The organism is Shewanella waksmanii (genome assembly GCF_043643685.1).
Classification (GTDB): Bacteria; Pseudomonadota; Gammaproteobacteria; order Enterobacterales; family Shewanellaceae; genus Shewanella; species Shewanella waksmanii_A.
The window spans coordinates 72,306-95,499 of the sequence record NZ_JBHZSN010000011.1 but is presented as its reverse complement, the minus strand read 5'-3'; the positions used below and the strand labels follow the sequence as shown (position 1 = coordinate 95,499).

Annotated in this window: 22 protein-coding genes; 16 read left to right on the top strand and 6 right to left on the bottom strand. The window is 44.0% G+C overall.

Going from position 1 to position 23,194, the window contains the following annotated elements:
* Window positions 1-182 precede the first annotated feature (182 nt).
* From ACHUFW_RS16445 to ACHUFW_RS16430, 4 genes are all read left to right on the top strand, one after another.
* Window positions 183-341 (top strand): hypothetical protein, encoded by a 159-nt coding sequence (locus tag ACHUFW_RS16445; RefSeq protein ID WP_394204473.1) that lies wholly within the window; start codon window positions 183-185, stop codon window positions 339-341.
* 73 nt (window positions 342-414) lie between these two features.
* Window positions 415-774, top strand: coding sequence for a GFA family protein (locus ACHUFW_RS16440; RefSeq protein ID WP_394204471.1), 360 nt, complete (start codon window positions 415-417; stop codon window positions 772-774).
* A 124-nt stretch (window positions 775-898) separates the two neighbouring features.
* Entirely contained in the window at window positions 899-1,807 is a 909-nt protein-coding gene (locus ACHUFW_RS16435) for a UDP-2,3-diacylglucosamine diphosphatase (protein WP_394204469.1), read from the top strand.
* Between the two features lie 297 nt (window positions 1,808-2,104).
* Window positions 2,105-3,307, top strand: coding sequence for a cation:proton antiporter (locus ACHUFW_RS16430; RefSeq protein ID WP_394204467.1), 1,203 nt, complete (start codon window positions 2,105-2,107; stop codon window positions 3,305-3,307).
* Between the two features lie 82 nt (window positions 3,308-3,389).
* Here ACHUFW_RS16430 and ACHUFW_RS16425 read toward each other — a convergent pair whose 3' ends face one another.
* The 3 genes from ACHUFW_RS16425 to ACHUFW_RS16415 form a co-directional block, all read right to left on the bottom strand.
* A complete protein-coding gene (locus ACHUFW_RS16425; RefSeq protein WP_394204465.1) occupies window positions 3,390-4,559 on the bottom strand; it encodes an MFS transporter in 1,170 nt (389 codons plus the stop codon).
* A gap of 514 nt (window positions 4,560-5,073) precedes the next feature.
* Window positions 5,074-5,877 (bottom strand): phosphatase PAP2 family protein, encoded by an 804-nt coding sequence (locus ACHUFW_RS16420; RefSeq protein WP_394204463.1) that lies wholly within the window; start codon window positions 5,875-5,877, stop codon window positions 5,074-5,076.
* Window positions 5,878-6,269: 392 nt separating this feature from the next.
* Window positions 6,270-7,277 carry a class I SAM-dependent rRNA methyltransferase gene (locus tag ACHUFW_RS16415; RefSeq protein WP_394204462.1) on the bottom strand — a complete coding sequence of 336 codons (1,008 nt, stop codon included), beginning with the start codon at window positions 7,275-7,277 and terminating at the stop codon, window positions 6,270-6,272.
* Window positions 7,278-7,415: 138 nt separating this feature from the next.
* On the opposite strand from ACHUFW_RS16415, the gene ACHUFW_RS16410 reads away from it, so the two are divergent.
* The 3 genes from ACHUFW_RS16410 (at window position 7,416) to ACHUFW_RS16400 (ending at window position 10,411) form a co-directional block, all read left to right on the top strand.
* Window positions 7,416-8,018: an esterase/lipase family protein gene (locus ACHUFW_RS16410; RefSeq protein WP_394204460.1), complete on the top strand. Its 603-nt coding sequence runs from the start codon at window positions 7,416-7,418 to the stop codon at window positions 8,016-8,018.
* Between the two features lie 41 nt (window positions 8,019-8,059).
* Window positions 8,060-8,788, top strand: a complete 729-nt coding sequence (gene mnmC2 / locus ACHUFW_RS16405; RefSeq protein ID WP_394204459.1) for a tRNA (5-methylaminomethyl-2-thiouridine)(34)-methyltransferase MnmC2 — start codon at window positions 8,060-8,062, stop codon at window positions 8,786-8,788.
* Window positions 8,789-8,878: 90 nt separating this feature from the next.
* Window positions 8,879-10,411 carry an FG-GAP repeat domain-containing protein gene (locus tag ACHUFW_RS16400; RefSeq protein ID WP_394204458.1) on the top strand — a complete coding sequence of 511 codons (1,533 nt, stop codon included), beginning with the start codon at window positions 8,879-8,881 and terminating at the stop codon, window positions 10,409-10,411.
* Between the two features lie 162 nt (window positions 10,412-10,573).
* On the opposite strand, the gene ACHUFW_RS16395 is transcribed toward ACHUFW_RS16400, so the two are convergent.
* The gene (locus ACHUFW_RS16395; RefSeq protein ID WP_394204456.1) at window positions 10,574-11,371 is read right to left on the bottom strand and encodes a glycine zipper domain-containing protein; all 798 of its coding nucleotides are present in this window, start codon (window positions 11,369-11,371) and stop codon (window positions 10,574-10,576) included.
* Between the two features lie 164 nt (window positions 11,372-11,535).
* On the opposite strand from ACHUFW_RS16395, the gene ACHUFW_RS16390 reads away from it, so the two are divergent.
* The 4 genes from ACHUFW_RS16390 to ACHUFW_RS16375 all read left to right on the top strand — a co-directional run bounded on the left by ACHUFW_RS16390 (window position 11,536) and on the right by ACHUFW_RS16375 (window position 16,350).
* Window positions 11,536-12,489, top strand: a complete 954-nt coding sequence (locus ACHUFW_RS16390) for a helix-turn-helix domain-containing protein (protein ID WP_394204454.1) — start codon at window positions 11,536-11,538, stop codon at window positions 12,487-12,489.
* Between the two features lie 401 nt (window positions 12,490-12,890).
* A complete protein-coding gene (locus ACHUFW_RS16385; protein ID WP_394204452.1) occupies window positions 12,891-13,103 on the top strand; it encodes a hypothetical protein in 213 nt (70 codons plus the stop codon).
* Window positions 13,104-13,498: 395 nt separating this feature from the next.
* Window positions 13,499-15,655, top strand: a complete 2,157-nt coding sequence (locus tag ACHUFW_RS16380; RefSeq protein WP_394204450.1) for an OmcA/MtrC family decaheme c-type cytochrome — start codon at window positions 13,499-13,501, stop codon at window positions 15,653-15,655.
* Window positions 15,656-15,996: 341 nt separating this feature from the next.
* Window positions 15,997-16,350 carry a hypothetical protein gene (locus tag ACHUFW_RS16375; protein ID WP_394204449.1) on the top strand — a complete coding sequence of 118 codons (354 nt, stop codon included), beginning with the start codon at window positions 15,997-15,999 and terminating at the stop codon, window positions 16,348-16,350.
* 69 nt (window positions 16,351-16,419) lie between these two features.
* On the opposite strand, the gene ACHUFW_RS16370 is transcribed toward ACHUFW_RS16375, so the two are convergent.
* Both ACHUFW_RS16370 and ACHUFW_RS16365 read right to left on the bottom strand, forming a co-directional pair.
* Complete coding sequence (locus ACHUFW_RS16370; RefSeq protein ID WP_394204447.1) at window positions 16,420-17,679, bottom strand: HAMP domain-containing sensor histidine kinase; 1,260 nt, start codon at window positions 17,677-17,679, stop codon at window positions 16,420-16,422.
* Window positions 17,679-18,365 carry a response regulator transcription factor gene (locus tag ACHUFW_RS16365; protein WP_394204446.1) on the bottom strand — a complete coding sequence of 229 codons (687 nt, stop codon included), beginning with the start codon at window positions 18,363-18,365 and terminating at the stop codon, window positions 17,679-17,681. The genes ACHUFW_RS16370 and ACHUFW_RS16365 overlap by 1 nt, the downstream gene beginning before the upstream one ends.
* A 125-nt stretch (window positions 18,366-18,490) precedes the next feature.
* Between ACHUFW_RS16365 and ACHUFW_RS16360 the strand changes: the two genes are divergently transcribed.
* From ACHUFW_RS16360 to ACHUFW_RS16340, 5 genes are all read left to right on the top strand, one after another.
* Complete coding sequence (locus ACHUFW_RS16360; protein ID WP_394204444.1) at window positions 18,491-19,537, top strand: glycosyltransferase family 2 protein; 1,047 nt, start codon at window positions 18,491-18,493, stop codon at window positions 19,535-19,537.
* Window positions 19,534-20,913, top strand: a complete 1,380-nt coding sequence (locus ACHUFW_RS16355) for an ArnT family glycosyltransferase (RefSeq protein ID WP_394204442.1) — start codon at window positions 19,534-19,536, stop codon at window positions 20,911-20,913. Before ACHUFW_RS16360 ends, ACHUFW_RS16355 begins: the two co-directional genes overlap by 4 nt.
* Complete coding sequence (locus ACHUFW_RS16350) at window positions 20,901-21,323, top strand: GtrA family protein (protein ID WP_394204440.1); 423 nt, start codon at window positions 20,901-20,903, stop codon at window positions 21,321-21,323. Before ACHUFW_RS16355 ends, ACHUFW_RS16350 begins: the two co-directional genes overlap by 13 nt.
* Before the next feature lie 191 nt (window positions 21,324-21,514).
* Entirely contained in the window at window positions 21,515-22,183 is a 669-nt protein-coding gene (locus ACHUFW_RS16345; RefSeq protein ID WP_394204439.1) for a YiaD family glycine zipper/OmpA-like lipoprotein, read from the top strand.
* A 205-nt stretch (window positions 22,184-22,388) separates the two neighbouring features.
* Complete coding sequence (locus ACHUFW_RS16340) at window positions 22,389-23,177, top strand: molybdate ABC transporter substrate-binding protein (RefSeq protein ID WP_394204437.1); 789 nt, start codon at window positions 22,389-22,391, stop codon at window positions 23,175-23,177.
* The last annotated feature ends 17 nt before the right edge of the window (window positions 23,178-23,194 follow it).

The window sequence follows — 23,194 nt, the reverse complement described above, 5'->3', positions numbered from 1 at the left end:
TTGGGTTTGTACTGCTTTGGTTCATTAGTATGACCAATATAATTGATTGACAGCCTTTATTTTCGATCTTTTAATAAAACTGTAATGCAAGATAACTTGTTGTTTTAGGGCTAGTTAAATACTGAATAAGTATCCGGGAATTGATTTATTCCTCAAAGCCCATTATTAAATCGGGAAATATTATGGAAACGAAAATCAATCACGGGTATCAGGCCATCGAAGTAGAAACCTTCAACACTGCTTCATCGAAAGTGGTCACTCAGCAATATGATTTTTTACAGGGTGACGAAACAGACCTTAAAGACGAAGAACCAAGTTGCTACGTGCTGGGTTACAACTAGTTCATCATCGTACTTGAAGCCTTGCAATTGACCAGTTAAGTTGATGATGTTTTCAGCTTAACTGGATCTCATCATGCAATTGAACTGCCATTGCGGCAATGTCCGCATCACGCTTGCTCACTCTCCCAGCAGTTTGACGTCGTGTAATTGCTCCATCTGTTTTCGATTTGCGGCTTTGTGGGGGTATTACGCACCAGCGGATGTTACTATAGCGGTTGCTAATTCCGTGACTGCTTATCAATGGGGCGATAAATGTATCGATTTCTTCCATTGTGATATTTGTGGATGCGCAACCCACTACCTCACCACCAACAAGGTTGCTGACACCAAATACGGCATTAATTTTAGAATGGCGGATGCAAAAGAATGTCAGGCTATCCCTGTTAGGCATTTTGATGGTGCTGATAGTTGGCAGTTTATCGAACCACAATAACATTGAGCAGTCAAAGTCGGTAAACATGAGGGTATCGACTGTCATCCCATCGACATACCTTTGTCATCATTTGGTTAATTTTAACGCTTAGTTTAGCCAACATATTGACCAACTTGGTGAAGCTATGTCTGATATTAGTCGTTTATTGTCGTCCTTATTTGATGCCTCCAGCCAGATGTATCACTCACCGGTTACCCAACCCAATATTGCAGGGCTTCAAGGCTCCATCGTAAAACAGCGCTTCAACGCAATATGGATTTCAGATCTTCATCTAGGTAGTAAAGACTGTAAGGCAGAATTGTTGCTGGATTTTTTAGCTCACACTCAGATAGATACACTTTACCTAGTGGGAGATATTGTTGATGTTTGGGCGTTGAAAAAACAGTTATATTGGCCTCAAAGTCACCATTTGGTTTTGCAAACCTTACAGTCTATGGCGAAAAACGGTACCCAGGTTATCTATGTGCCTGGCAACCACGATGAGCTTCTCAAGCAATATTACGGATTACATTTGTGGGGCTTTAAGGTTGAAAGTGAAGTTATCCATACGACTAAACAACAGCAGAAGTTATTAGTGCTGCATGGCGACCAGTTTGATTCTCAAGTCTCTGTAGGCGCATCACTGACTAAATTAGGCGACAAGCTTTATGATTTACTACTGTTTTTAAATCGTCAGCTTCACCAAGTCCGTCAGCATATGGGATACCCATATTGGTCACTGGCAAGCTTCATCAAGCAACATGTTGCAAAAGCTCAGCAAGCTATCGGCTTATATCGCAATGCTGTCATTCGTTATGGTCGCGACCGTGGTGTTGACGGCGTGATTTGCGGTCATATTCATCAACCTGAACTGTCATTAAATGATGGCTTCATTTATGCCAACGATGGTGATTGGGTAGAAAACTGTACGTTGTTTGCCGAAAACCATAATGGTGAGTTGCAATTGCTGAGGTGGAATGAAGCCAGTCATACCACCGAGCTCATTAGTTCGCTAATGCAAAGTAGCCAGCAGCGTCAACGCCAAGTTGCCTAACAAGATTGGCAGCTTCTATGGTGGCCGCTCCGTTGAGCATATCCATGGACGTAATCTGCTGCGACCAACCATTGCATTTAGTTTATCAAGCATGCTGCTGTTTAGTATGTGGTTAGTATTTTTGCTGAGCTGGTTAATTAGATAGTCCATTGTTAATGGATACAAGCTAAAAGCGGGCTTGTTGAGTTAGCAGTCAATAATACTATGATTTGCTTGCAGCATGGTGCGGCTTTTTTTGTTAGGTTAGAGTCGTTACGCAATGATGCGTATTGAACAATGACCAACAGGATGGGTGACATGGACGAGCATATTGTCATACTAGTAATCGCACTGATTGTACTGTTTTACGGCTATATATCTAAAGGCTTATCAAGGCTTAATATCTCTGGCCCCATGGTTTTCACTGGGCTCGGGCTATTGTTATCACCGTTGGGCTTAGGGATTACTCAAGTAGAAGTTGACGCCGAATTTGTGACGATAGTTGCGGAGCTTGCACTGGTGTTAGTGCTGTTTTCCGATGCCGCTTTGTTGGACTTATCTTTACTGCGCCGTTCTTGGCACATTCCTGCAAGATTGTTGTTTGTTGGCCTTCCTATCACTGTCGTACTGGGTACCTTTGTTGCGGGTTATTTCTTCCCTGAGTTACCTCATACATCGCTATTGTTACTGGCGTTATTATTAACGCCTACCGATGCTGCCTTAGGTAAAGCAGTGGTGTCCGATCCTAAAGTGCCTAAACATATTCGCTCAAGTATTAACGTTGAGAGTGGCTTGAACGACGGTATTATCTTCCCAATTTTACTGACAGTTGTTGCGCTTATTATGAGTGGTTTAAGTGAGGCGCAAGACAATCAATGGATTAGCTATGTGGGGCAGCAGATCGTGTTTGGCGCATTGGTTGGTGGGGTGGTTGGTTTTATCGGTGCTAAGCTACTTATCAAGGCTAATGCTGCCAAACTTGCTGAATCTAGCTATCAAAACCTGATCCCCATTGCCTTGGCCATATTAGGGTTCTATCTGGCTGAAACTTTGTCAGGAAATGGCTTTATTGCTGCATTTTTTGCCGGGCTATATGCCGGTAATACTAGTGAGGCGGCTCGTGAGCACATTGAGAACTTTGCCGAAAGCGAAGGGGAACTGTTGGTGTTGGTAAGCTTCTTTATTTTTGGTTTGGCTTTTGCACCTATGACGTTAGCTTACGTTACGGTGGATGTGGTGTTATATGCGTTGTTGAGCTTGACGGTATTACGAATGTTACCTGTGATGGTATCACTATTGGGAGCAAAGCTTGATCTATCGACTATGGCGTTTATTGCTTGGTTTGGCCCACGCGGCATCGCATCTATCCTCTACGTATTGATTGTTGTGCATGAAATGGGATCTATGGAGGGGCTTGAAACTGTGTATGCCGTGGTGGCAGTGACAGTATTAATGAGTATTGTTGCTCATGGGCTCAGTGCACAGCCTTTGGCTAACTGGTATAGCAAAAAACATAAATAGGTTAATGATTTTATCGCTAGTCAGCAAAGGCTGTACTCGCTTGGTAGGGGTTGTCTACCAAGCGGTATAAGCTAACAGGCATTTAACCGGCAATAGGCTTTTGTCCAGACGGCAAGGTTTCAGCGCTTTTAAACAGCATATAGATACTGGTTGCCAATAAGCACACACCTAAGTACACAATCAAGCCGTTACTCGCCTCTGTAAAGGTGGTGGCCATTAGTGGTCCTAGCACTGAACCGACGCTATAACATAGCAACATCATTTCCGTGGCTGATACCATTTTTTCTGCCGGCAAATGATCACAGGCTAAAGTGATAGCAATTGGATACAGTGCAAAGCTGCAGGCGCCAAGTAGTGCCATGCTTGCCGCGAGCATCATTACACTGGTTGATTCCAATATGCCGAGTACCGCTGCGCAGCCGAGCAAACAAAATAGTGCCATCAACAGGCTTTTGCTCATCCGAGTAGAAAGTGTACTGGCAATCGGTTGAACCGCCATTCCGCCAACAATAATACACGCCATTAATAAACCCGTGTAATGCCCATATTGACTTACATGGGTCAAATATGAGGGCATTAAGCCGTATATGGGGCCCAACAATAGTCCTGAAACAATACACCCAATAATGGCTGGTCGATTAATATAGCGCACTTCTTTACGGCTAATGCTTTGCTGCTCAAGGCTATTTGGTTGACCTTTATGGATCAGTAGTGGTGCAAGTGTGGCTGCGAATAACAGTGTAAGCACGCCGCAAAATGGCAATAGGCCTTGGGTACCAAAAACTGAAATCGCTAGCTGGCCGACCGCACTACCGCCATAAAGAGCCGCCATATAGATGCCAAGGCGCTTAGCTCGCTGTTTGGCACAATTGGCCATAAGTAGCCATGATTCGACCACAACAAATACGCCGGCTACAGCCATACCCGCAACAAACCTTGCTAGTAGCCAGGTGACTTGGTGTGGCAATGCAATCATGACGAGCACCGTCGCTGCCACTAAGCTTAAAAATAGCGCTAGCGCTCGACGGTGGCCAAGCTTTTTGATAAATCGCTGAATACACGTAGCCCCTAACAGCAAGCCAAAATAAAACACACTAGCTAACCAAGGTGTCAGTGATTGCGGCAAATTAAAGTAGGGTAACGATAGTGGTAGCAGGCTCATTAAAAAGCCGGATGCGATAGCAAAAAACGTTAACCCAATGACTGGGGTGGCGATACTGTTTTCTACATCTTTAGTGGTGATGGTTGCCAATTTTTTCTGCTTCTTAAATGTGTTTTTAATGGTTTGGTAAGTTCTTGTCGGCTTAAGTGTTATTTTCACTAAAGTCTATTTTCGGCGAATGTAGTGTTGAAAGGTTGGGAAGTAAAGATAAATTTGAGTTTAAAAATCAAAACAGTCTAAATTTTACACAAAATTGCTACTTGGATCATAGATATCATCAATTGTAGCCAAATGGTATGTGGGCTTTTGCTTGTTAAATCATAGATTATTGAAGGTTTGTTGAGAAATTATGAGGCGTAAAAGTAGACGTTTAGTTGGTGTTGATCGCATTTTTAGTAGGTGTTTTCGTGTGGTTTATTAGATTAGGTTTTATATTTCGTACCTAGCTGTATTAAAAACATGTTTTGTTACTATTTGAGTTGTTACCTGAGGTGGTATCTGAGTTGTTATTTGCATTGCGTTTTTGGGGGCGAACTTGTCCTGCATTTAGACAAATTCACACCTAAAACTTGCACAAAAAATTGATACTTATAAAGAGCGAAGATCAGCGTTGTAGAACAATTTTTCTATAGCTATAAACTGCCAATGACAGTAACACCGTGATTAACACATAACGATTAAATAGCATCAACGAGATCGACTCTTGGCCAATTTCTAAAATTTCCTCGGCACTGACACCGACAGCGATAACCAAGATGATCTGGTATAGGCGTTTAATGCTCAGCGTTGCAAGTGGCACTCGAGTGCAGCCAATATAGGCGCAAAGCCAGCCGAGTATCGCGCCGAATGCCACATCTTCTGGCCAGTGAGCACCCACTGCAATTCGAGAAAAAGCCACCATAAAAGCGAGCGTGAGGATCAGACATTTAGTTGTCCAATTCTTTGCCATTAGCCAAACGACACCGGCGAATGCAAATGCGGTTGTGGTGTGTCCTGATGGAAAAGAGCGTTCATACTCAGCTCGACCAACAATGTGACTGACGTCAACCAGTGCTGGTGGGCGAGGAGCGTCGAAATAGGTTTTAAAGCAGTAGACGCTAATCATGCATAACGCAGAAGCCGCGAGCACTTTGAATAGCCAATGCGGTCGGTAGATAAGGCATATCAGCATCAATGCACCAGCTGTTAAGCCTTCACCGATATCAGTAATGCTAAGCAGTAACCAATCAGGAATATAACTACCAAGTTGGTTGAGCGCATGAAAGCTTTCAACGTTGGTGGCATTGCGTAAGGTTAATATATGTAGCACGAATAGCACTAACAACATGGCTAATGCATGGTGGTTAGTACTCACAGATACGAGTTGCTGTTGGGGGGGCGTATTCACCATTTTGACTGTCGGTAGCATGCCTATAAATCTCACTGTTATTATTATTGTCAGCTTGAGGGCGATGCATTACCGCTTAGTGCGACCCGAAGCTAAATGTTAAAGCAAGGCGAAAAATCACCGTGTTCAAAATCCATTTCAGTGTCATATAAAAGTGGTCACACAAAATGTGTACCAATAAGGCATGATTTACTAGAACAAGCGTAAAGTCAATCTGGTCAATGTAAATTTTTTGTTAATAACTGGGGCAAGTGTTAAATAGTCGATGTGGCTGGCAAATTCACCTTTTTTATTGCGATCAGTCGCTTGGCTTCGTCTTTATGGCCACATTGTTGAGACCGCGGTTAACACTTTGCCTTGAATAAAAAATGTAACCGCGAAAGGGGCATGCTAGTGCGTGTTTAAACCGCTTATTAAGACAAGGTCAAAGCCACCATTTTTAATGGGTGGTTGCCATCAAAAGAAGGGAAGTCGCTGTGGCAGTCAAGCCATTGAGATGATTTAACTTGTCGTCCTTGTTTTTCAACGCAGCGCACTAAGCTGTCAAACCAAATTTGTTTATCGACCTTAGCGACGTTATTACAACAAACGATACAGCCGTCATTTTGGGTTGCTAACATCGCAGGTTTAAACAAGCTTTGGTAGTCATTGATCAGATCCACGGTACCAAATGGGCTTTTGGCAAAGCGGGGTGGGTCTAAAAATACTAAATCAAATTGAGTGGGCTGCAGTTTGGGGTAGCGAGGTAGTTTTTGATTACGTCTTCCGCCCACTTTTAGTCCGGCAAATTGACGCATAGCAGGAAATGCATCACTTTGAATGAACTCACAAACATCATCCACTTGGTTTAGTTTTGCGTTGCGCTTGCCCGCTGCTAATGCAAAGGATGAAAAATCAACGTTAACCACTCGCTTTGCGCCACCCACGGCAGCGGCAGTACCGATACCACACGTGTAAGAGAACAGGTTGAGCACCGTTTTGTTTTGACTGTTGGCTTGTACAAATTCACGACCTGCACGCATATCCAAAAACAGCAACGGGTCTTGGCCTTCGTGACGAAGCTTAGAGGTAAACTTGATGCCATTTTCGTGCATGACCGTTGCCTGCGCGGCAATTTGCTCAAGATCATCACTCAGAGGATTGAGAATGCGTGAGTTTTTTTGCGAGCGATCGTTGTAGATCACCGGCAAATCGATATGTTGTTGCAGTAGCTCGGTTATCTGCGTTAACTCATCATTTGCTATGGTTTGGTGGAAACTTTGGATTAGCCATACTTGTCCATAGCGATCAATATTGAGTCCATTAACGCCCTCTACTGTGCCATGAAACACTCTGTAGCAGTCAGTTTGGCTGCGCTCTGCCTCAATAAAAAAGTCAGCACGTTGTTGCAAAGCGGCTGTTAAATAAGTAGCGATCGACATAAACTAGTTGCTCATTGTGTTGGTCAAGATTAGCCCCATCACTGTGAGACTTAATTAATGGCGGGCATCATAACAAAAATTTGCAGATAACTCGTCATTATTGGTTGTTGGCACTGATTAAGTGGGAACACATTGCTAATGAATATTGTCCTAGTGCACGGCATTTTTAATACAGGTATCGTAATGGGGCGTATGAAGCGCGCTTTACAAAAGTATGGACATAGGTGCTCAACGCCGACGTTAAGTCCTTTTGATGGCCGCCAAGGTATCGCCCATGCCGCAGAGCAATTAGCACAACATATAGAGCAAACTTATGGTAATCAGCCTGTTGTGTTGATTGGGTTTAGTATGGGCGGGATAGTGTGTCGTTATTACGCCCAACATATGGCAATATCCGGCAGTATAAGTCATTTAATTACTATCGCCTCACCCCATCATGGCAGCTATCTCGCTTACTTACCTTACCCTTCATTAGCGATGCAACAGCTAAGACCAAATAGTAAATTATTACAAAACCTTGCAGATAATGATCACAAGTTAGATGGCATCGTTCTGTGCTCTTATCGCACCCCTGTTGATTTCACTATTATTCCTAGCCGCAGTTCAATATGGCCTGCTGCAAGCAATCGGTTATTTTGGGTGCCACTGCATTTGACCATGGTACTCAGTTCTGCGGTGATTGAGGCGATACAGCAGCAGTTATCTCTGGATGTGACTGATGTGCCCATGGCACAATCCTAAAGGCTGCAGAAGTCGCAGCAACGATATTTAAAGAGTGGTTAATGAATAAAGTAAGCGAACCGGCCAATGTGTTTGATGTATTGATGACTAAAGACGGTAGTCACACCCTGATGAGCCGGCAATTTGATGATAGTTATCACGCCCATAATGGCGCGCTCAGTGAGTCGAAGCACGTGTATATTGATGCTGGCTATCAGGCATTACTACCCCATGTAGCATACATTGGTATTTTAGAACTAGGATTTGGTACAGGCATGAATGCTGCACTTACGCTACAGGCGGCGTTAGGTAGCGAACACTCAATAAAAAAACCTATTCATTACACCAGTATCGAAGCCTATCCCGTCCCTATTGAGGTGATTGTTCAGCTCAACTATGTCGAGCAATGGGGGGAAGCATTACAGGACTGTTTTCTGCGCATGCATATGGCGCCATGGGGCCAAGATGTTGAAATTGTCCCCGGATTTATTTTGCATAAAGTGCACTGCAAGCTAGCCGATTTCAGTGCAGATAATCGTGCTTTTAATTTAGTCTATTACGACGGTTTTGCGCCGAGTAAACAGCCAGAACTTTGGAGTGCTGACAACTTTACTCATCTTTGGCCGATGTTGGAAGATGAGGCTATGTTGGTGTCTTATTGTGCTAATGGTCAGTTTAAGCGTAATTTAAAAGCGGTCGGTTTTACGGTTAAACCCTATCCTGGCGCGCTAGGGCGGCGGGAAATGACTCGCGCTTGGAAAACCGTGCCGCATACATCAGTTACTTTGTAACAAGCCATTAACTGAACTTTCAATTCTTTTCAAAGTCGATAGATTAAAGGCTAATGCTTTATTAGCTTTAAATTATCACAGGGAGTTCTTATGCCGATTGAAAAGGCAAAATGGCGCAGATTTTCCGCATGGTTATTAACTTGCGGTATGAGTTTCTCAGCTATGGCCGCGAGCAATAACACCGCGGTGGCGCTGGATTCATATACGATAGATGTCGATTTTAAACTAACCCATGCCATATTACCGCTGGATTTGACCGCTTCAGAGGGTAAAGAGTTAGTCTTGTTTGGTGTGGATGAAAAGCAGCAAAGATGGTTATCGATATTTGAAAGAGATGCTGAAAAAGGCTATCAGCAAGCCTACAGTATTGAAGTACCCTATGATTTTTACGCGTTTGATGTCACCGATGAAGATGTTGAGCGCAATCAGCATGATCTGTATTTTTTATCTAGCGAGGCCCTACATAAAACTGTTTTGCAACCGGGTAAAATCAGCTTTGAAAAACTGCAAGACATCGCACCTATCACCCTCAAAAAGCGCGTAGAGTTTATTACTAAAAGCGACTTTGTGATTGATATTAACCAAGATACTCAAGATGACTTCTTTATTCCTGGTCTGCAGCAAGCTCAGTTGTATGTCAGTGGCGATAATGCAGAGTATCAATCCATTGCCCTACCTATTAGTCCACAAGTGGAGCATTTTAGCGACGGTGCGCGCTATCGTGCTGCGAAAGTCTATTTTGTTGACCTAAACTTGGATGGCTTAGATGACATCGTTAAAGTCGGTGAAGGCGAGTTTGAGTTTTATCCTCAGCAAGCCGACGGTAAATTTGCCACTATTGCCCAGTACGTTCCTGTGAGTTTGGCAATTAGTGGTATGGATTGGTGGAATAAGCGTGATGCCTATGGTGAGTCATTGGATCAAAGTGATTTGATCTATCGTAAGGTTGAGCAGCTGCAAGATATTAACGCTGATGGCATGGCTGATTTAGTGGTGCGTTATACCAAAAGCTCGGGCGTATTAGACCGCGTAAATGATTATGAAATATATCTAGGGGAGAACAAATCGGGCTTACTCAGCTTTCCCAAAAAACCAACTAGCGTGATCCGAGCTGACGGCACGTTAACTGGCTTTGAATTGGTCGATGTAGACGAAGACAATATTCATGAGGTAATGGTGGCTGGCTTTGATATTGGTTTATCGCAGATTATCGGTGCGCTAGTATCGGGTAGCATCGATCAGGATGTGCATCTATTTAAAATGAACGGCAGCAACACCTATGCTAGTAAAGCCAATACCAGCAAAGAGGTTGAGTTGAGCTTTAGCCTAACCTCTGGTCAAAGTGGTTCACCGGTAGTGAAGTTGGTTGATTTAAATGGTGATGGATTAAAGGATTTACTCTTGTCTGACGGTGAAGATGAGTTACGTTTTTATGTCGGTGAAGACTCAAGTAAACTGTTTTCTTCTCGTAGTAATAAAATCAATATTACCTTACCGCAAGATGGTGAGATGTTATCCAGCGCAGATCTTAATGGCGATGGAAAGCATGACCTATTGGTGAAATATGGCCGCCAAGATGAAGAGGAACTACAAAGTCAATTTAAAGTGATGCTGTCAAACTAAGATGAACTAGTTTGATATTGTCATGTTGGTAGTTATATGTGGATAGTTACAGGTTGACCGTCGTAGATGGATTGTTGCAGGTGAATAGTCACATGTTGTTAGGGGCCGTGATATCGGCCCCTCGGTTTAGTTCTTTGGTTCATTGATGCAAAAAGTCAGCTACTAGCTTTGACGCGTAAAGCGATAGGACTGGATCTGAACATCTTGACCTTTTACTTGGCTATAAGTGTCAACCAAAATGACATCTGTTCCTGCAAAGCGTAATTCAATCCGCATATTCTCTCTGGCATCGCCATTGAGGGTTTTGCCGGCAACAGATACCGGGTAATACTGGTATCTAGCCGTTGCTTGGTTAAACTCACCAGCAAAGTGCATATCAGGATTATTGTTGAAGCTGGTATTGAGGTTATAACCGGCTTGCGGCGTATAACTTAGTTGTACCTGACCGTTTATCTGCTGCTCGGTACCTTCGACTTGTAAATTATCGATATGTAACTGTGCCGCGGTCGTTTTAGCTAGACTACCCTTAGCAATGCCGCTGGCTTCGATACGTTCACCATTTTTGTCAGTAGCCCAGATATTTACCCGCCATTGCCCACTAAAATGATCAAGTTCAGACCAAGTTGCGTTGGTAGACGCCTGCTGTGTAGACGCATTGGCTGGCAGTCCATTGATATTAATGTTTTTATTGGCATTTTCGTTACGATAGTCTTCCCGGTCATTTTGATAGTCTGCTGCGGCACCTGCAGCAGCACCGGTTGCAGCGCCCACCATTGCGCCTTTAGCGGCTAAACTGGCATCACCTGCAGCAGCGCCTAACGCCAAGCCGACCAAGGCACCGCCAGCAGCGCCAGTTTTCAGACCGCGATGCTCACCGCTTGAGTTATCGTCAGTGCTTGCACACCCGGCGAGTGTCAGTGTCAAACTTGCTGTAAGAAGAACGGTTTTGATTGCAGTCATAGATGCCTCTAAAGTTGTGAATCATTATGTTGGGCAACATTTAACCAAAGCAAGGTTTGGGTATTAAGAGCAAGCTTTTAAAAAAATTTCTTTTATATGCCTATACTTAACTTACAATGCTATACAGCTAATATTCAGCTTTAGGGTCAGTGCTCGAGGGTAAAATGGATAAATCTCGCTATACAGGGATCGATGAATACTTGTTTCAAAAACGCGTTGAACGTGAATTGTCACAAGAAGGCTTAGTACAGGTATTACAACAATATAGCCCACTGTTTAATGAGATTGATGTATTAACCATCAGCCGTTGGGAGCGTGGGAAAGTTAGTCCTAACATCCGCCGCCAAGTTGCGTTAATGAGTTTTTTTGGTGATGAACCGCACTTATTGCTGACCCAACCTGATTTTCATTTAAAGCAACTTCCCTCACTCAATGCTTTTCAGCAGATGTTAGATAAACAGATGACGACCAACCATCAAATGGGAGCCCATCCTTATATTCCCCACGATGAAATGTTGTTTGAGAAAACTTTCAAGCAGGTCGACAACTTACCACAACGTCTGCGTTGGATTTGCCACTATCATCGAAATCTAACTCGGCAAAGAGAAATGTGGTCGGAGTCTTGGTTAGCTAAGATTGTTGCCCATGCTTCGACGGAGATTTTGTTTTATCAACATGATGATATTTTGTTAGGGCATGCCATATATATTCGAGTTACAGAGTCAACGATGATGGCGCTATTACGAGGTGAGATCATTGAGAGTGATTTGGATGTTAATGATTTGGTGGCTAAACACGATGAAGGCTGGTTGTTTTTATTAACCTCATATATTGGTGGACGTTTTGTTGCTGAAGATTACCTGATGTGGCTAATGTTCACCTTGCTGGAAAATCCGTTGAATAAAGCATTAGGTTATAAGGCTCGTAGTGATTTTGGCATCAAACTCGCGGACTTTCTTAATAGTGATAAGGTCGCCCATGGACAGCTGTTAAATGAAACAGTGGAAGGTGCAAAATATTTAGGTAAACGCTACAGCTATGTGGCTTTTTTACTGGATAGGCAAGCGGCATTATCGACCCCAGTCATGTTGAAAATGATGCGTGACAATCAGCGTTAAACATTATCAGCATGGAAGAAAGAGATATTAGCTTTGAACTGATTCTTTATTTATTTCTGGGTAAATAAATTGATATTTAAACGTTGAGCAGTTGTTTTGTCTTTTGTTTTTGAAAATAACAATAAAGATCGATGTCTCAATTTATAACATTAATCATCAGATTCATATTTAGCATGTATATTGTCTCTGGCTAATTTAAAGTGTTTTATTTCATGGGCTTATATTGTGCCTATTTGTAACGCCTTATCTAACAAGCTAATTCTTTAATATTCGATTAATTATTCGCCATTAAGATTTTATCAAGTTTAGTCGCTATATAAGTACCAACCCCTGTGCTTTTTCTTAGTTAGTGATTGTACTTATATGTCACAACTTATTCTGGTAATTAGGCGAGCGAATATATGATAGGTTTAACCAGTCCAAACAGTGAAGCGAGTGCTGCATTAGCTGCGCAAGTGATCACCTCAATTGGTGCGTTAATTTTATTGGTGACGTTAGTCGCTTTTTTCATTGCACTCTTTGAAGAGTGGAAGGTGGTGCGCGCCTATAATGAGAAAAAACGTAATTGTAAGTTTTTCGAAAGTATGGCTCGTGCTAAGCCTAGATTACGATAGTGTTTTATCGGAACTGGCTGCGGCACACCCGTAACCAAAGCGCATGAACTCGCTCACCATTTATTAATAGTAATTACATTAACAGCAACCTACCTGCTCTGTTCAGCATCATCTCTCGCTACTTGTCCTCTTTATCATTATGTCTGATTGAATGTTTTGTTAAATCATTTGCAAAATGCTCTAGCTAATATTTCGCTAAATGTTTGTTGGTATTGTCAGTTGCATTGTTGAGATTAAATGTATTGCTGATGTGTGAGTTGTTTAATTGTTTTTATTTTGATGTTTATCTTTTGTTGAAAAATTCCTTGACCGCCTTCAAATTTTCCATACCTCTTTTGGGGTAAATTATCTCTGTTCGTAGTTGAAAGAACGCGACACCACGGAGATGATGAGTGATGATAAATACAAAAAAAAATAAACTATGGTTAGTGCTTGCAGCCGCGATGGCTGTGGGCGTAGCAGGGTGTAGTGATGGTGAAGACGGTAAAGATGGCGAAGATGGTAAGCCTGGTGGCGATGGTGAGCCTGGTACATCGGGTATCCATATCGATATGGCTGAGACAGCATTCGCCAACATAACGAATGCGGCCTATGCCGACGGTATCATTACCGTTGATTTTGAATTAGAAAATGCCCAAGGCGTCGGTTTACATGGACTAAGTGGAGAAAACCCATTTCATGACTTCCGCTTTTCGCTTGCTCAGTTAGAGCTGCAAGCTGATTCTGAGCTTAAGCAGTGGTTTTCTTTATTAAATGAAGCGACCAATGATGCGGGTACCACATTTGAGCAAGGCTTCGAGAAAATCAGTGATTGTGTTGAGTGCCTAGTCGACCATAAAGATGGCCGTTATACCTACACATTTACTACAAATCTAGCGTCGGCTGCAGATCCTGCAGGTGTCGTATTTGACCCAGCATTAACCCAGCGTATCGCGATAGAAATGCAATTTGAATATGACTCGGGTCATGAGTTGGCTGAAAATGCCCACTATGATTGGATTCCGAGTACTAATGGCACCGAAGGCGTTGAAACTCGCCAATTGGTGACCTTAGAGACTTGTTACACTTGTCACCAACCAGATAGCTTAAAGGCCCATGGTGGTCGCCGTTTAGATATGGAAAACTGTCAGTCCTGTCATAACGGGCTGGTTACCGATCCTAATGCGGTTTCTGTTGAATTGGGTCACATGGTGCATGCTATTCACATGGGGCCAAATCGTGAAGGCCGTGATGCCGATGGCAACATCGTTCCAATGCCTTACACCGTATCGGGTTATCATGGCGATCACGCCTTTGATTATCCGGCCTTCCCAACGAAGCCTTTCATGGATTGTCAAACCTGTCATGTAGAGGATGAGCAATTAGCAGACAAAGACTTGTGGATGGCTAATGCCAATGCGAATGCATGTGTGGGTTGCCATACCGATAGACCGGCACAACATAGTGCATCATTTGTACCACCAGAAGGTGTTGGCTGTATTTCGTGTCACAGCAGTATCGATCACACCAAACATGGTAATCCTTATGAGGCTGCCAAAGATTACTCCGTCAGTGTTTCTGATGTGATGATTAATGCCAACAATGACATTAGTTTCAACATGCAGATCACTGATCCAGAGGGTAATTTAGTTGCTGAGGATGAAGTGTATAAGCAAGGCTATAGCAAGCCATATATGGTTGTAAGCTGGGATGTTGACAAGGACTATCCAGATTATGATCAAGCCCCTTATAGTCAGCGTCGTATCGATATTAAAGACAGCACTAAAGCAACTTGGAATGCAGATAACACAGTATCAGTGAGTGTTAACATCAACTTCCCAGCTGATGTTGCAGACAGAACCTTTGAGATCCTGCCTGTATTGAAAGTGTGTTTTGTAGAAAATACGACAACACGTACTGACTGTGCAGCGCAAGATGCCTACCCTGCCTATGTGCAAACCGACGCTTATCGCACTGTGCTCAGTGACCCTGATGCGGAAGTTGCCTCACGCCGCGCTATTGTAGACGAAGCGACCTGCTTTGGCTGTCATAGTAAAGAGTTCTACCATGATTCAAACGGCGTTAACTGTATCTCTTGTCATACTAATGATAAGTCGCTAAAAGGCAACGGTAATGCTGCAAACGGTGTAGCGCTGCTTAAGTCGACCAGCTTTATGTATAAAGCGCATAAGGCAACTGGTCATGACAACGGTCATGGTGGTAGTGGCACTATCTTGAAAACGGATTGTATGACTTGTCATGCTGAAGTTGCTGGATGGAGTGGTAGTAACTACGGCTTTGAGCTTGGTCGTAATGCGGGTCAAGCGCACACAGTACCTAGCACGCAGAACCCAGCTGTGGGTGAAACTGTGGAAACTTGGTATGCATCGCCAGACGCCGCAGCGTGTATGAGCTGTCACCAGAAATATATGTCGCCAGCAGCGATGGCACACCTTGAAAGCAATGGTGCATATTTCGGACCTGATAAACAAATGGCTAAAGATGCTAAAGAAGCTTGTGCAACTTGTCATAGCCCAAGCAAAGTGATGGAACATCACGGTCACAGCTTGTAAAAATATTCAGTGCTTAGCGTAAGAACCTTGCTAAGCACTGATGTTCCATAAGCGTTCTCCCTGCAAAAGCCAAAGGCACCGAAAGGTGCCTTTTTTGTTTTTATTCAATATCTTGTGTTTAAGCCTGCCGAAGGCGAAGTTGTTAAGTTGTACTCTTGTTCTACTTTTGTGTGTTTTTTTGTACAAACTGGTTGAGGTGGGTCACGTCCTGATGGTGCAATCATAGACAGCGTCATATAGACGTAATATAAATTATATCTAAATAGGTAGGTGAGCCTATTTGTAGCAACAAAAAATAACAACAATGGCAAACAATCAATTATTCATGCAGGGGGATAATGATGAGTAACGCCAATAATGCAGCAAGTCAGTTTGCGTGCTTTCAGGAGTATGCGCTCATAAATCATGGTGCGGGGAATAAAGTAAAAAAGCGCTTGTGGGAGTTAACGTTGGAGGAATGTCGCCAACGGACCAAAGTACACGAAGCCCATGACTGTGATGATGATTATCGAATTTTAACTTTGAAGTTAGGCAAAAAAGTATTGTCGCTCGAGCAGGTTCATCAAGGATGTACCCGTTTGCGAGTCCCTAGAGGTAAAGTGGTTGAAATGCGTGAGCGTTTGCTTGACGCAGTTAAACAGGGACTATTTGATGATGAAATTACCGCCGCTCAGCAACTACAGAAACGTCGTTAAATCATCTAAAAGGGGGCACTAACATCATGGTTTGTGCCTCATTACTTGTCTAGGGCGTGTTGAAGTTAGTCAGCTAGCAAAGGTTAAACGCGCGACACAGCCTCCGGTCGGTGCATCGGATAAATCAAACTGCCATCCATAGCGCTGACAAAGCGCATTGACGATTAATAGTCCAAGCCCATGTCCTTGCTGATGTAATTCGGTCTCTGATAAGCCGCGACCCTGATCAGCCACATCGATATAGTTTTCCGCCACGGTGATTGTTATTTCTCCTCCGTCACTGGCGTTAATCGCATTATTGATCAAATTAGAGATCAGCATTCTCAATACCGCTTCCGGTGGCGTAATTTCGGGCTCTGCCAGCATATTAAGCCCAATGGATACCGATTTCTTCTGCGCTAGCTCAGCCGCAGTATCGATGAACTTAAGTATCTCACTTTCGGTGAGTAGCCTAGTTAATTGTGATGCTGATTGGCGGCTTTCTTGTTTCACTAAACTGAGCAGAGCATCAACGGTATTTTGCATATCATTAGCCGCTTTAATGATCCGCTGCTGCTGGCGCTGCTGGAATTCTGGTGCTTGGTTGTGTTGCAACAGATGGCTGGCACCATGGATTATTGTTAGTGGGGTGCGCAGCTCATGGCTTGCATAGCGAGAAAATGTATGTTCTTGCTCAATCAACTGTTCAATTTGAATTTGGTAACTGTTTAAACTGGCTGTTAATTGATGAAACTCTTGTACAGCGTCATTAGGGACGTGAAACCGTTGTTTGGGTCTGCCAGTATGCAATTGATCGCTTAATTGGCTGATTGGTTGAATGAGGCGTTTAGTGAGCTTGATTAGCGCATAACCAAATAATAAAAATAGCGTACTGGTGACGCCAAATACAAAGACACTAATGCGTTGCCATTCGTGCTCAGTAAGCTCAGCAGTATCGGCATTCATAATCAGAATCAAAGGAAATTTGGTGTGCTCGGCCACATAATCTGTGCGATAAACGAAAATGTCACCTTGCTCGTTCTCTCCCGTAATTTCATCAAGAAAGCCTCGGGGCAGTGTATCGAGCATTTGATATTTTTCTGGCAGCTGAGCAAAGTCATTGTAGGCGGTGATACTGTTAGTCATAACCAGCGGCGCGGTCGCACCTATTTGAAAGTCATTTATGGCTGTAACACTGGCAGCTTCCAGTAATCGTCTGTTAACCTCATCTTCTAACCAGTAAAGCATGCTTAGAGAAAGGCCATAGATGATCACGCCAACCATCAAAGCGATTGACGTGAAATAGATAGCAAATTTACGAGTAAGGCTCTCTGCGCTGCTGGTTGTCATTAATGTTCATTGATCTCTAGTTTGAAGCCGACTTTAGGGACAGTCATTATCATTGGCTGCTCGAAAGGTTTATCGATTTGATTGCGTAGTTGGTACATATGACTGCGTAAAATATCATTGCTAGGTGGTGCATCACCCCATAATTCATGGACGATTTCATCGCGCTTAAGTACTTGCGGTGCACGGTTAACTAACAGCAGCAATATTTGGTAGCAAGTAGGCGTCAGTACAAGCTTTTTCCCAGAGCGAGTGACCGAGTATTCGGCGGTATTAATTTGCAGTGGTCCATAGCTAATAATATTTTGTGCTACTTGCCCTTTGTGGCGATTAATTAGTGCTGTTAACCTGGCCTCAAGCTCATCAAAGTCAAAAGGTTTAGCTAAATAATCATCCGCTCCAGCGGCGAAACCTTTAAGTAAATCTTGTTTTTCATCTAAAGCGGTTAGCATCAGTACTGGTGTATGACAGCCTTGTTGGCGAAGCTTTTTAGCAACTGATAACCCATCCATCTTGGGTAACATAAGATCTAGGATAATGGCATCAAAATGGCCGTTAATAGCGAGCTCAAATCCCAGCTCTCCATTACTGGCAAAATCCACTTCAGCCCCTTTCGCTTCGAGAAAATCAGCGAGTATACCTGCGACATCTGGATTGTCTTCGACCACTAAAATTTGCGTCTTATCCATACTGTTACCTTAATGATTTATCGCAACTATTATGACAGTAAAAAGTGAAAAAAATGTCAATGAGCTTTTGTTCACACTGACTAACTTATGATGGCGCCACTAATTTCCACATTATGAGCGTGACGATGAAAGTATGTCAGAATCAGCAGCAGTCAGCCAGTGAAGTGAGCCTGTCAATCATCATTCCAGTGTTCAACGAACGTGATGGTTTACTCGAATTGATCAGCCGGTTAGATCAGGTGATTACTGGGCTATCATTGAGTACTGAGTTGGTGTTTATTGATGATGGCAGCACCGATGGTACATGGGAGGCGTTACAGCTGCTACCCGCTGCGAGCTTTGAATATCAATGTATTCGTCTTAGCCGTAATTTTGGTAAAGAGGCGGCAACCACTGCAGGTTTAGAGCAAGCGAGAGGTCTAGCGGTTATTTTGCTTGATGCCGATCTGCAAGATCCCCCAGAGCTTATTCCAGAGATGATCGCTGCTTGGCGTGAAGGCGCGGATGTGGTCAATATGCGCCGTCGTAGCCGAGCAGGAGAGTCATGGTTAAAACGTTTTTCCGCTGCGGCTTTTTATCGGGTGATCAACGGCATGTCACAGACGGATATTCCGCAAAATGTGGGCGATTTTAGGCTGCTTAGTCGTCAGGTTGTCGATGCGATTAATGCCTTGCCAGAACGCAATCGCTTTATGAAAGGCCTGCTAAGTTGGCCTGGATTCAATCAAGTGACGCTTACTTTCGATCGGGACCCTCGCTTTGTCGGTACAAGTAAGTGGGGCTATGGCAAATTACTTGGTTTGGCAATGGATGGCATCACTTCATTTAGTATTAAGCCGCTAAGGATTGCCACATGGTTAGGACTATTAACGGCGATGGCGGCTTTTGGTTACGGTAGTTGGGTGTTTGCAAAAACGGTTATCTGGGGAGAAGTTGTCGCAGGTTACCCTTCTCTAATGGTGGTACAGCTTGGCGTTGCTGGTATTGAGCTATTGGCACTAGGCTTGATTGGCGAATACTTGGGACGCGTCTTTATGGAAGTTAAGCAGCGACCAGTTTACCTTATCGGTGATGTGCAATATCGCCAAAGCCAACAACAAGGACAGACTCAACAAATAGATAAAGCGGCGTCTCAAGCAGATAATATCCGCTACCTAAAGGCCAAGTCATGAATGTCACCTCTCGTTTAGCTTGGCCTGCATTAATCCTATTGGTGGTAATACTTACGGTTCGCTTAATAAGTTTAAGCTTTTATCCCTTAATGGACACGACCGAAGCGAGATATGGTGAGATGGCCCGTCTAATGGTTGAAACTGGCAATTGGCTCACTCCACTGTTCGATTATAACGTGCCTTTTTGGGGGAAACCGCCACTGCATACTTGGATGAGTGCGGCGGGCTTAAAGCTATTTGGTGTTAACGAGTTTGCCGCCCGCGTTCCCCATTGGTTCACCGCCGTATTGACGTTGGCGCTAGTGGCGGGATTTGCCAGAAAACTAGCGATTAGTGCTCTGCAAAGTGCAATCATATTGAGTACCTGTGTGGTGTTCTATATTAGCGCTGGTGCGGTGATGACGGACATGGCACTGACACTGGGTATGACCTTGGCTATGATAGGTTTCTATTTGTGCTGGCAGGGTGATTACCGTTGGGGGTATGCAGGGTTTAGTGGACTAGCGATTGGTTTGTTGGCTAAGGGGCCTGTGGTCATCGTACTCATGGGAATTGCTGTGTTTATGTGGTTACTATGGTGCTACGGCCCAGTGAAATTGTGGGGGAAATTGTGGCGTAAAGTGCCTTTGATTTCTGGTCTGTTACTCATGTTGGCCATAGCGGCGCCTTGGTATATGTTGGCTGAAAAAGCCACGCCAGGTTTTTTACAATACTTTCTTGTCGGTGAGCATTGGCTCCGGTTTGTTGATAGTGGCTGGACTGGCGACTTATACGGCTCGGCTCATGATGAGCCTCGCGGTACTATCTGGTTGTTCTTTGTTGTTGCGGCAATGCCTTGGAGCCTATTTTTACCCTGGGCATTATGGCGACTGCAACGCAGCGAAACTGGCCTAGCGCCGCTACATAAGTTCCTGATTTGCTGGATGCTCGCACCTATGGTGTTGTTTACCTTGGCGGGAAATATTTTACCCGCTTATGTACTGCCTGGTATTCCTGCGTTAGCCCTATTACTGAGCAGTGCGTGGCAAGGTAAAGCGATGCCCGGCCAAGCTATTATTGCGGCGACGATACCCCTGTTATTGGCCGCGACAGTGGTGGTGTTAAATACGGGGCCGTCAAAATTGAAGAGCGATAAATGGTTGCTAAGCGATCTTCCTGAAGCAACCCAAGTTTATTATGTCGGCAAACGGCCATTTTCTTCACGGTTTTATAGTGAGGGGCAAAGCGTCGCCATTGCGCCAAAACAATTGACGCAGTTAACTGGGCAAGACTATTGGTTGGTTGTGCCTCAAAAGCAGGTAGCACAATTGGACTTAGGTCATTGTCAGCTTACTCGAAGCACCAAAGATAAACAGTTATTGCAATGCCAAGGTTAACCATTGCCCAGATAATCTCGCAGCCAGTCGCCAAGTTTTTGTTGGTTGGTGGTAGTGCTTTTTTGGCCGACATGACACTGTTTCTGTTGCTGACCTATGTGATTGGCATGCCGTTAATCGCGGCGCGTATTGTGGCTTTTTTGTGCGCGCTTTTCATGACTTGGCAGCTGAATCGTAAATGGACATTTTCAGCACGCCGTCAATATAGCCATAAGCGTCAGTGGATGTTGGTTTTACTGGTGGCCTTGGTTGCGGCGGGGTGTAATTTGGCGGTGTTTTATGCCTTAATTCATCGCTTTCCAGTGACTGTGGCTTTCCAGATATTGGCGATGGCTTCGGGTGTGCTTGTTGGTACCGCCATTAACTGGTTTGGAAGTAACTATGTTGCTTTTCGAGACGTGACCGTTTGAGGTGTGACTGTTGAAACGTGACTTTTTAGACGTGACGTTTTAGAACTGAGAGTGTAGCAAACTGTATCTTGAGTGCAATTAAGCTTTGCTATTGGCTTTAAGGCTAGCATTCGCTGTGCGACAATGGTGTTTTCTTGTCATCAAGTTATTAGTTTTCCGAGCGTAGTTTTAGCGGGGAACTAGGAGTTAACATGATCAAATTTAAACACGCTGGCGCGGCAGTGCTTGTTGCGGCTCTGCTATCAGGTTGTCAGACAACTAATCCTTACACAAATGAATCCCAAAATGCGCGCGCCACTAACGGTGCGATGATCGGTGCGATTGCTGGTGCGGCTATTGGTGTCGCATCCTCAAGCAAGAGTGATCGCGGCAAAGGTGCATTAATTGGTGCAGCCTCTGGTGCAGCATTAGGCGGTGGTATTGGCTATTACATGGATGTGCAGGAGGCGCAATTACGTGAGCAATTGCAATCTACTGGAGTGAGTGTCACTCGAAGCGGTGATAACATCATTTTGAATATGCCTAATGAAGTCACCTTTGGTGTTGATCAAAGCGATCTTAACGACAGCGCCAAGCGAGTACTTGATAGTGTGGCATTGGTGGCCAAAGAGTATGATGAAACCAAACTCAATATCATGGGCTTTACCGATAGCAGCGGCTCGGAGTCTTATAATTTGCGCTTATCTCAGGTGCGCGCGTCTGAAGTAGCTAATTATCTGATGTCTCAACAAATTGCGAGTCATCGTATTGCCTCACATGGCATGGGGGAGGCTAGACCGATCGCCTCCAATGACACCAAACAAGGCCGCGCCCAAAACCGCCGAGTGGAAATTGTTTTAAGTCCGCTTTCTGCAAGTTAGATTTATCATTCATCTAAGCTGCAGCGAAGAGATAATTAACGGCTTTGCTGCGGCTTATTTGTCATGATTGGGACAGTTTGTCTCAGCTGTCTTTTATCTGCGTTAACTTACTCTCAATGTAGAGTAAAACTCTCATCCCCCTCTTGTTCAGCGTTATTGGTTAAGGCTTACTATGGCTGATGCTAATTTACTTCGGGGAAAAATAATGAAATCTTGGATGATTGTAGGGCTGCTAACTTGCCCAATACTGGCTAGTGCAGCGCCAGTAGAGTTCCGTGCTGCTGGTAGTTTAAAAACCGCTATGTCAGATGTTATCAATCAATACCAACAACAAGTAGACGTTGATGTAAACGCTGATTTTGCGCCATCAGGCCTGTTACGGAAACGGATTGAAAAAGGTGAAAAAGTCGATCTTTATGCCTCAGCGAATATGAAGCATCCGACCACATTACATCATGCTGGCAAAGCCGGAGCGGTGGTTGAGTTTGCTGGGAACAAATTATGTGCCATTGCTCAGGGCCAGGTAAAAGTTGACTCCAATAGTTTGTTACAGGTGATGTTGGATAAGGATATTCGTTTGGGTACCTCGACACCGAAAGCCGATCCTGCTGGTGATTATGCCTGGAAGTTGTTTGCGCGAGCAGAACAAGTTCAATCAGGTGCGGAAGCTAAGCTGCAGCAAAAGGCATTAAAGTTAACGGGCGGAGAACATACGGCTAAGCCACCAAAAGGCCGAAACCCTTACGGTTGGGTAATGGGTGAGAATCAAGCTGATATCTTTTTAACTTATTGCACCAATGCTGTGCTGGCGCAAAAAGAAGTACCAAGCTTAAACATTATCAAAGTACCAGCGAACTTATCGGTAGGGGCGACCTATGGGTTAACGTTAGTGGATGACTATCAGACTGATGCTGCTGGTTTAGCTATGTATATTTTGTCAGCCAAAGGGCAAGCGATTTTAGCCAAGTATGGTTTTGAAACCCGCGCCCAATAATGACTGAGCGGGCTTAG

Bases quoted from the DNA above. Each gene is read 5' to 3' on its own strand.
- ACHUFW_RS16390 (WP_394204454.1), top strand. From the start codon at position 11,536: ATGGATAAATCTCGCTATACAGGGATCGATGAATACTTGTTTCAAAAA.
- ACHUFW_RS16350 (WP_394204440.1), top strand. From the start codon at position 20,901: ATGCCAAGGTTAACCATTGCCCAGATAATCTCGCAGCCAGTCGCCAAG.
- ACHUFW_RS16415 (WP_394204462.1), bottom strand. From the start codon at position 7,277: ATGTCGATCGCTACTTATTTAACAGCCGCTTTGCAACAACGTGCTGAC.
- ACHUFW_RS16380 (WP_394204450.1), top strand. From the start codon at position 13,499: ATGATAAATACAAAAAAAAATAAACTATGGTTAGTGCTTGCAGCCGCG.
- ACHUFW_RS16445 (WP_394204473.1), top strand. From the start codon at position 183: ATGGAAACGAAAATCAATCACGGGTATCAGGCCATCGAAGTAGAAACC.
- ACHUFW_RS16440 (WP_394204471.1), top strand. From the start codon at position 415: ATGCAATTGAACTGCCATTGCGGCAATGTCCGCATCACGCTTGCTCAC.
- ACHUFW_RS16375 (WP_394204449.1), top strand. From the start codon at position 15,997: ATGAGTAACGCCAATAATGCAGCAAGTCAGTTTGCGTGCTTTCAGGAG.
- ACHUFW_RS16355 (WP_394204442.1), top strand. From the start codon at position 19,534: ATGAATGTCACCTCTCGTTTAGCTTGGCCTGCATTAATCCTATTGGTG.
- ACHUFW_RS16400 (WP_394204458.1), top strand. From the start codon at position 8,879: ATGCCGATTGAAAAGGCAAAATGGCGCAGATTTTCCGCATGGTTATTA.
- ACHUFW_RS16340 (WP_394204437.1), top strand. From the start codon at position 22,389: ATGAAATCTTGGATGATTGTAGGGCTGCTAACTTGCCCAATACTGGCT.
- ACHUFW_RS16420 (WP_394204463.1), bottom strand. From the start codon at position 5,877: ATGCTACCGACAGTCAAAATGGTGAATACGCCCCCCCAACAGCAACTC.
- ACHUFW_RS16435 (WP_394204469.1), top strand. From the start codon at position 899: ATGTCTGATATTAGTCGTTTATTGTCGTCCTTATTTGATGCCTCCAGC.
- ACHUFW_RS16365 (WP_394204446.1), bottom strand. From the start codon at position 18,365: ATGGATAAGACGCAAATTTTAGTGGTCGAAGACAATCCAGATGTCGCA.
- ACHUFW_RS16370 (WP_394204447.1), bottom strand. From the start codon at position 17,679: ATGACAACCAGCAGCGCAGAGAGCCTTACTCGTAAATTTGCTATCTAT.
- ACHUFW_RS16345 (WP_394204439.1), top strand. From the start codon at position 21,515: ATGATCAAATTTAAACACGCTGGCGCGGCAGTGCTTGTTGCGGCTCTG.
- ACHUFW_RS16385 (WP_394204452.1), top strand. From the start codon at position 12,891: ATGATAGGTTTAACCAGTCCAAACAGTGAAGCGAGTGCTGCATTAGCT.
- mnmC2 (WP_394204459.1), top strand. From the start codon at position 8,060: ATGAATAAAGTAAGCGAACCGGCCAATGTGTTTGATGTATTGATGACT.
- ACHUFW_RS16360 (WP_394204444.1), top strand. From the start codon at position 18,491: ATGAAAGTATGTCAGAATCAGCAGCAGTCAGCCAGTGAAGTGAGCCTG.
- ACHUFW_RS16430 (WP_394204467.1), top strand. From the start codon at position 2,105: ATGGACGAGCATATTGTCATACTAGTAATCGCACTGATTGTACTGTTT.
- ACHUFW_RS16395 (WP_394204456.1), bottom strand. From the start codon at position 11,371: ATGACTGCAATCAAAACCGTTCTTCTTACAGCAAGTTTGACACTGACA.
- ACHUFW_RS16410 (WP_394204460.1), top strand. From the start codon at position 7,416: ATGAATATTGTCCTAGTGCACGGCATTTTTAATACAGGTATCGTAATG.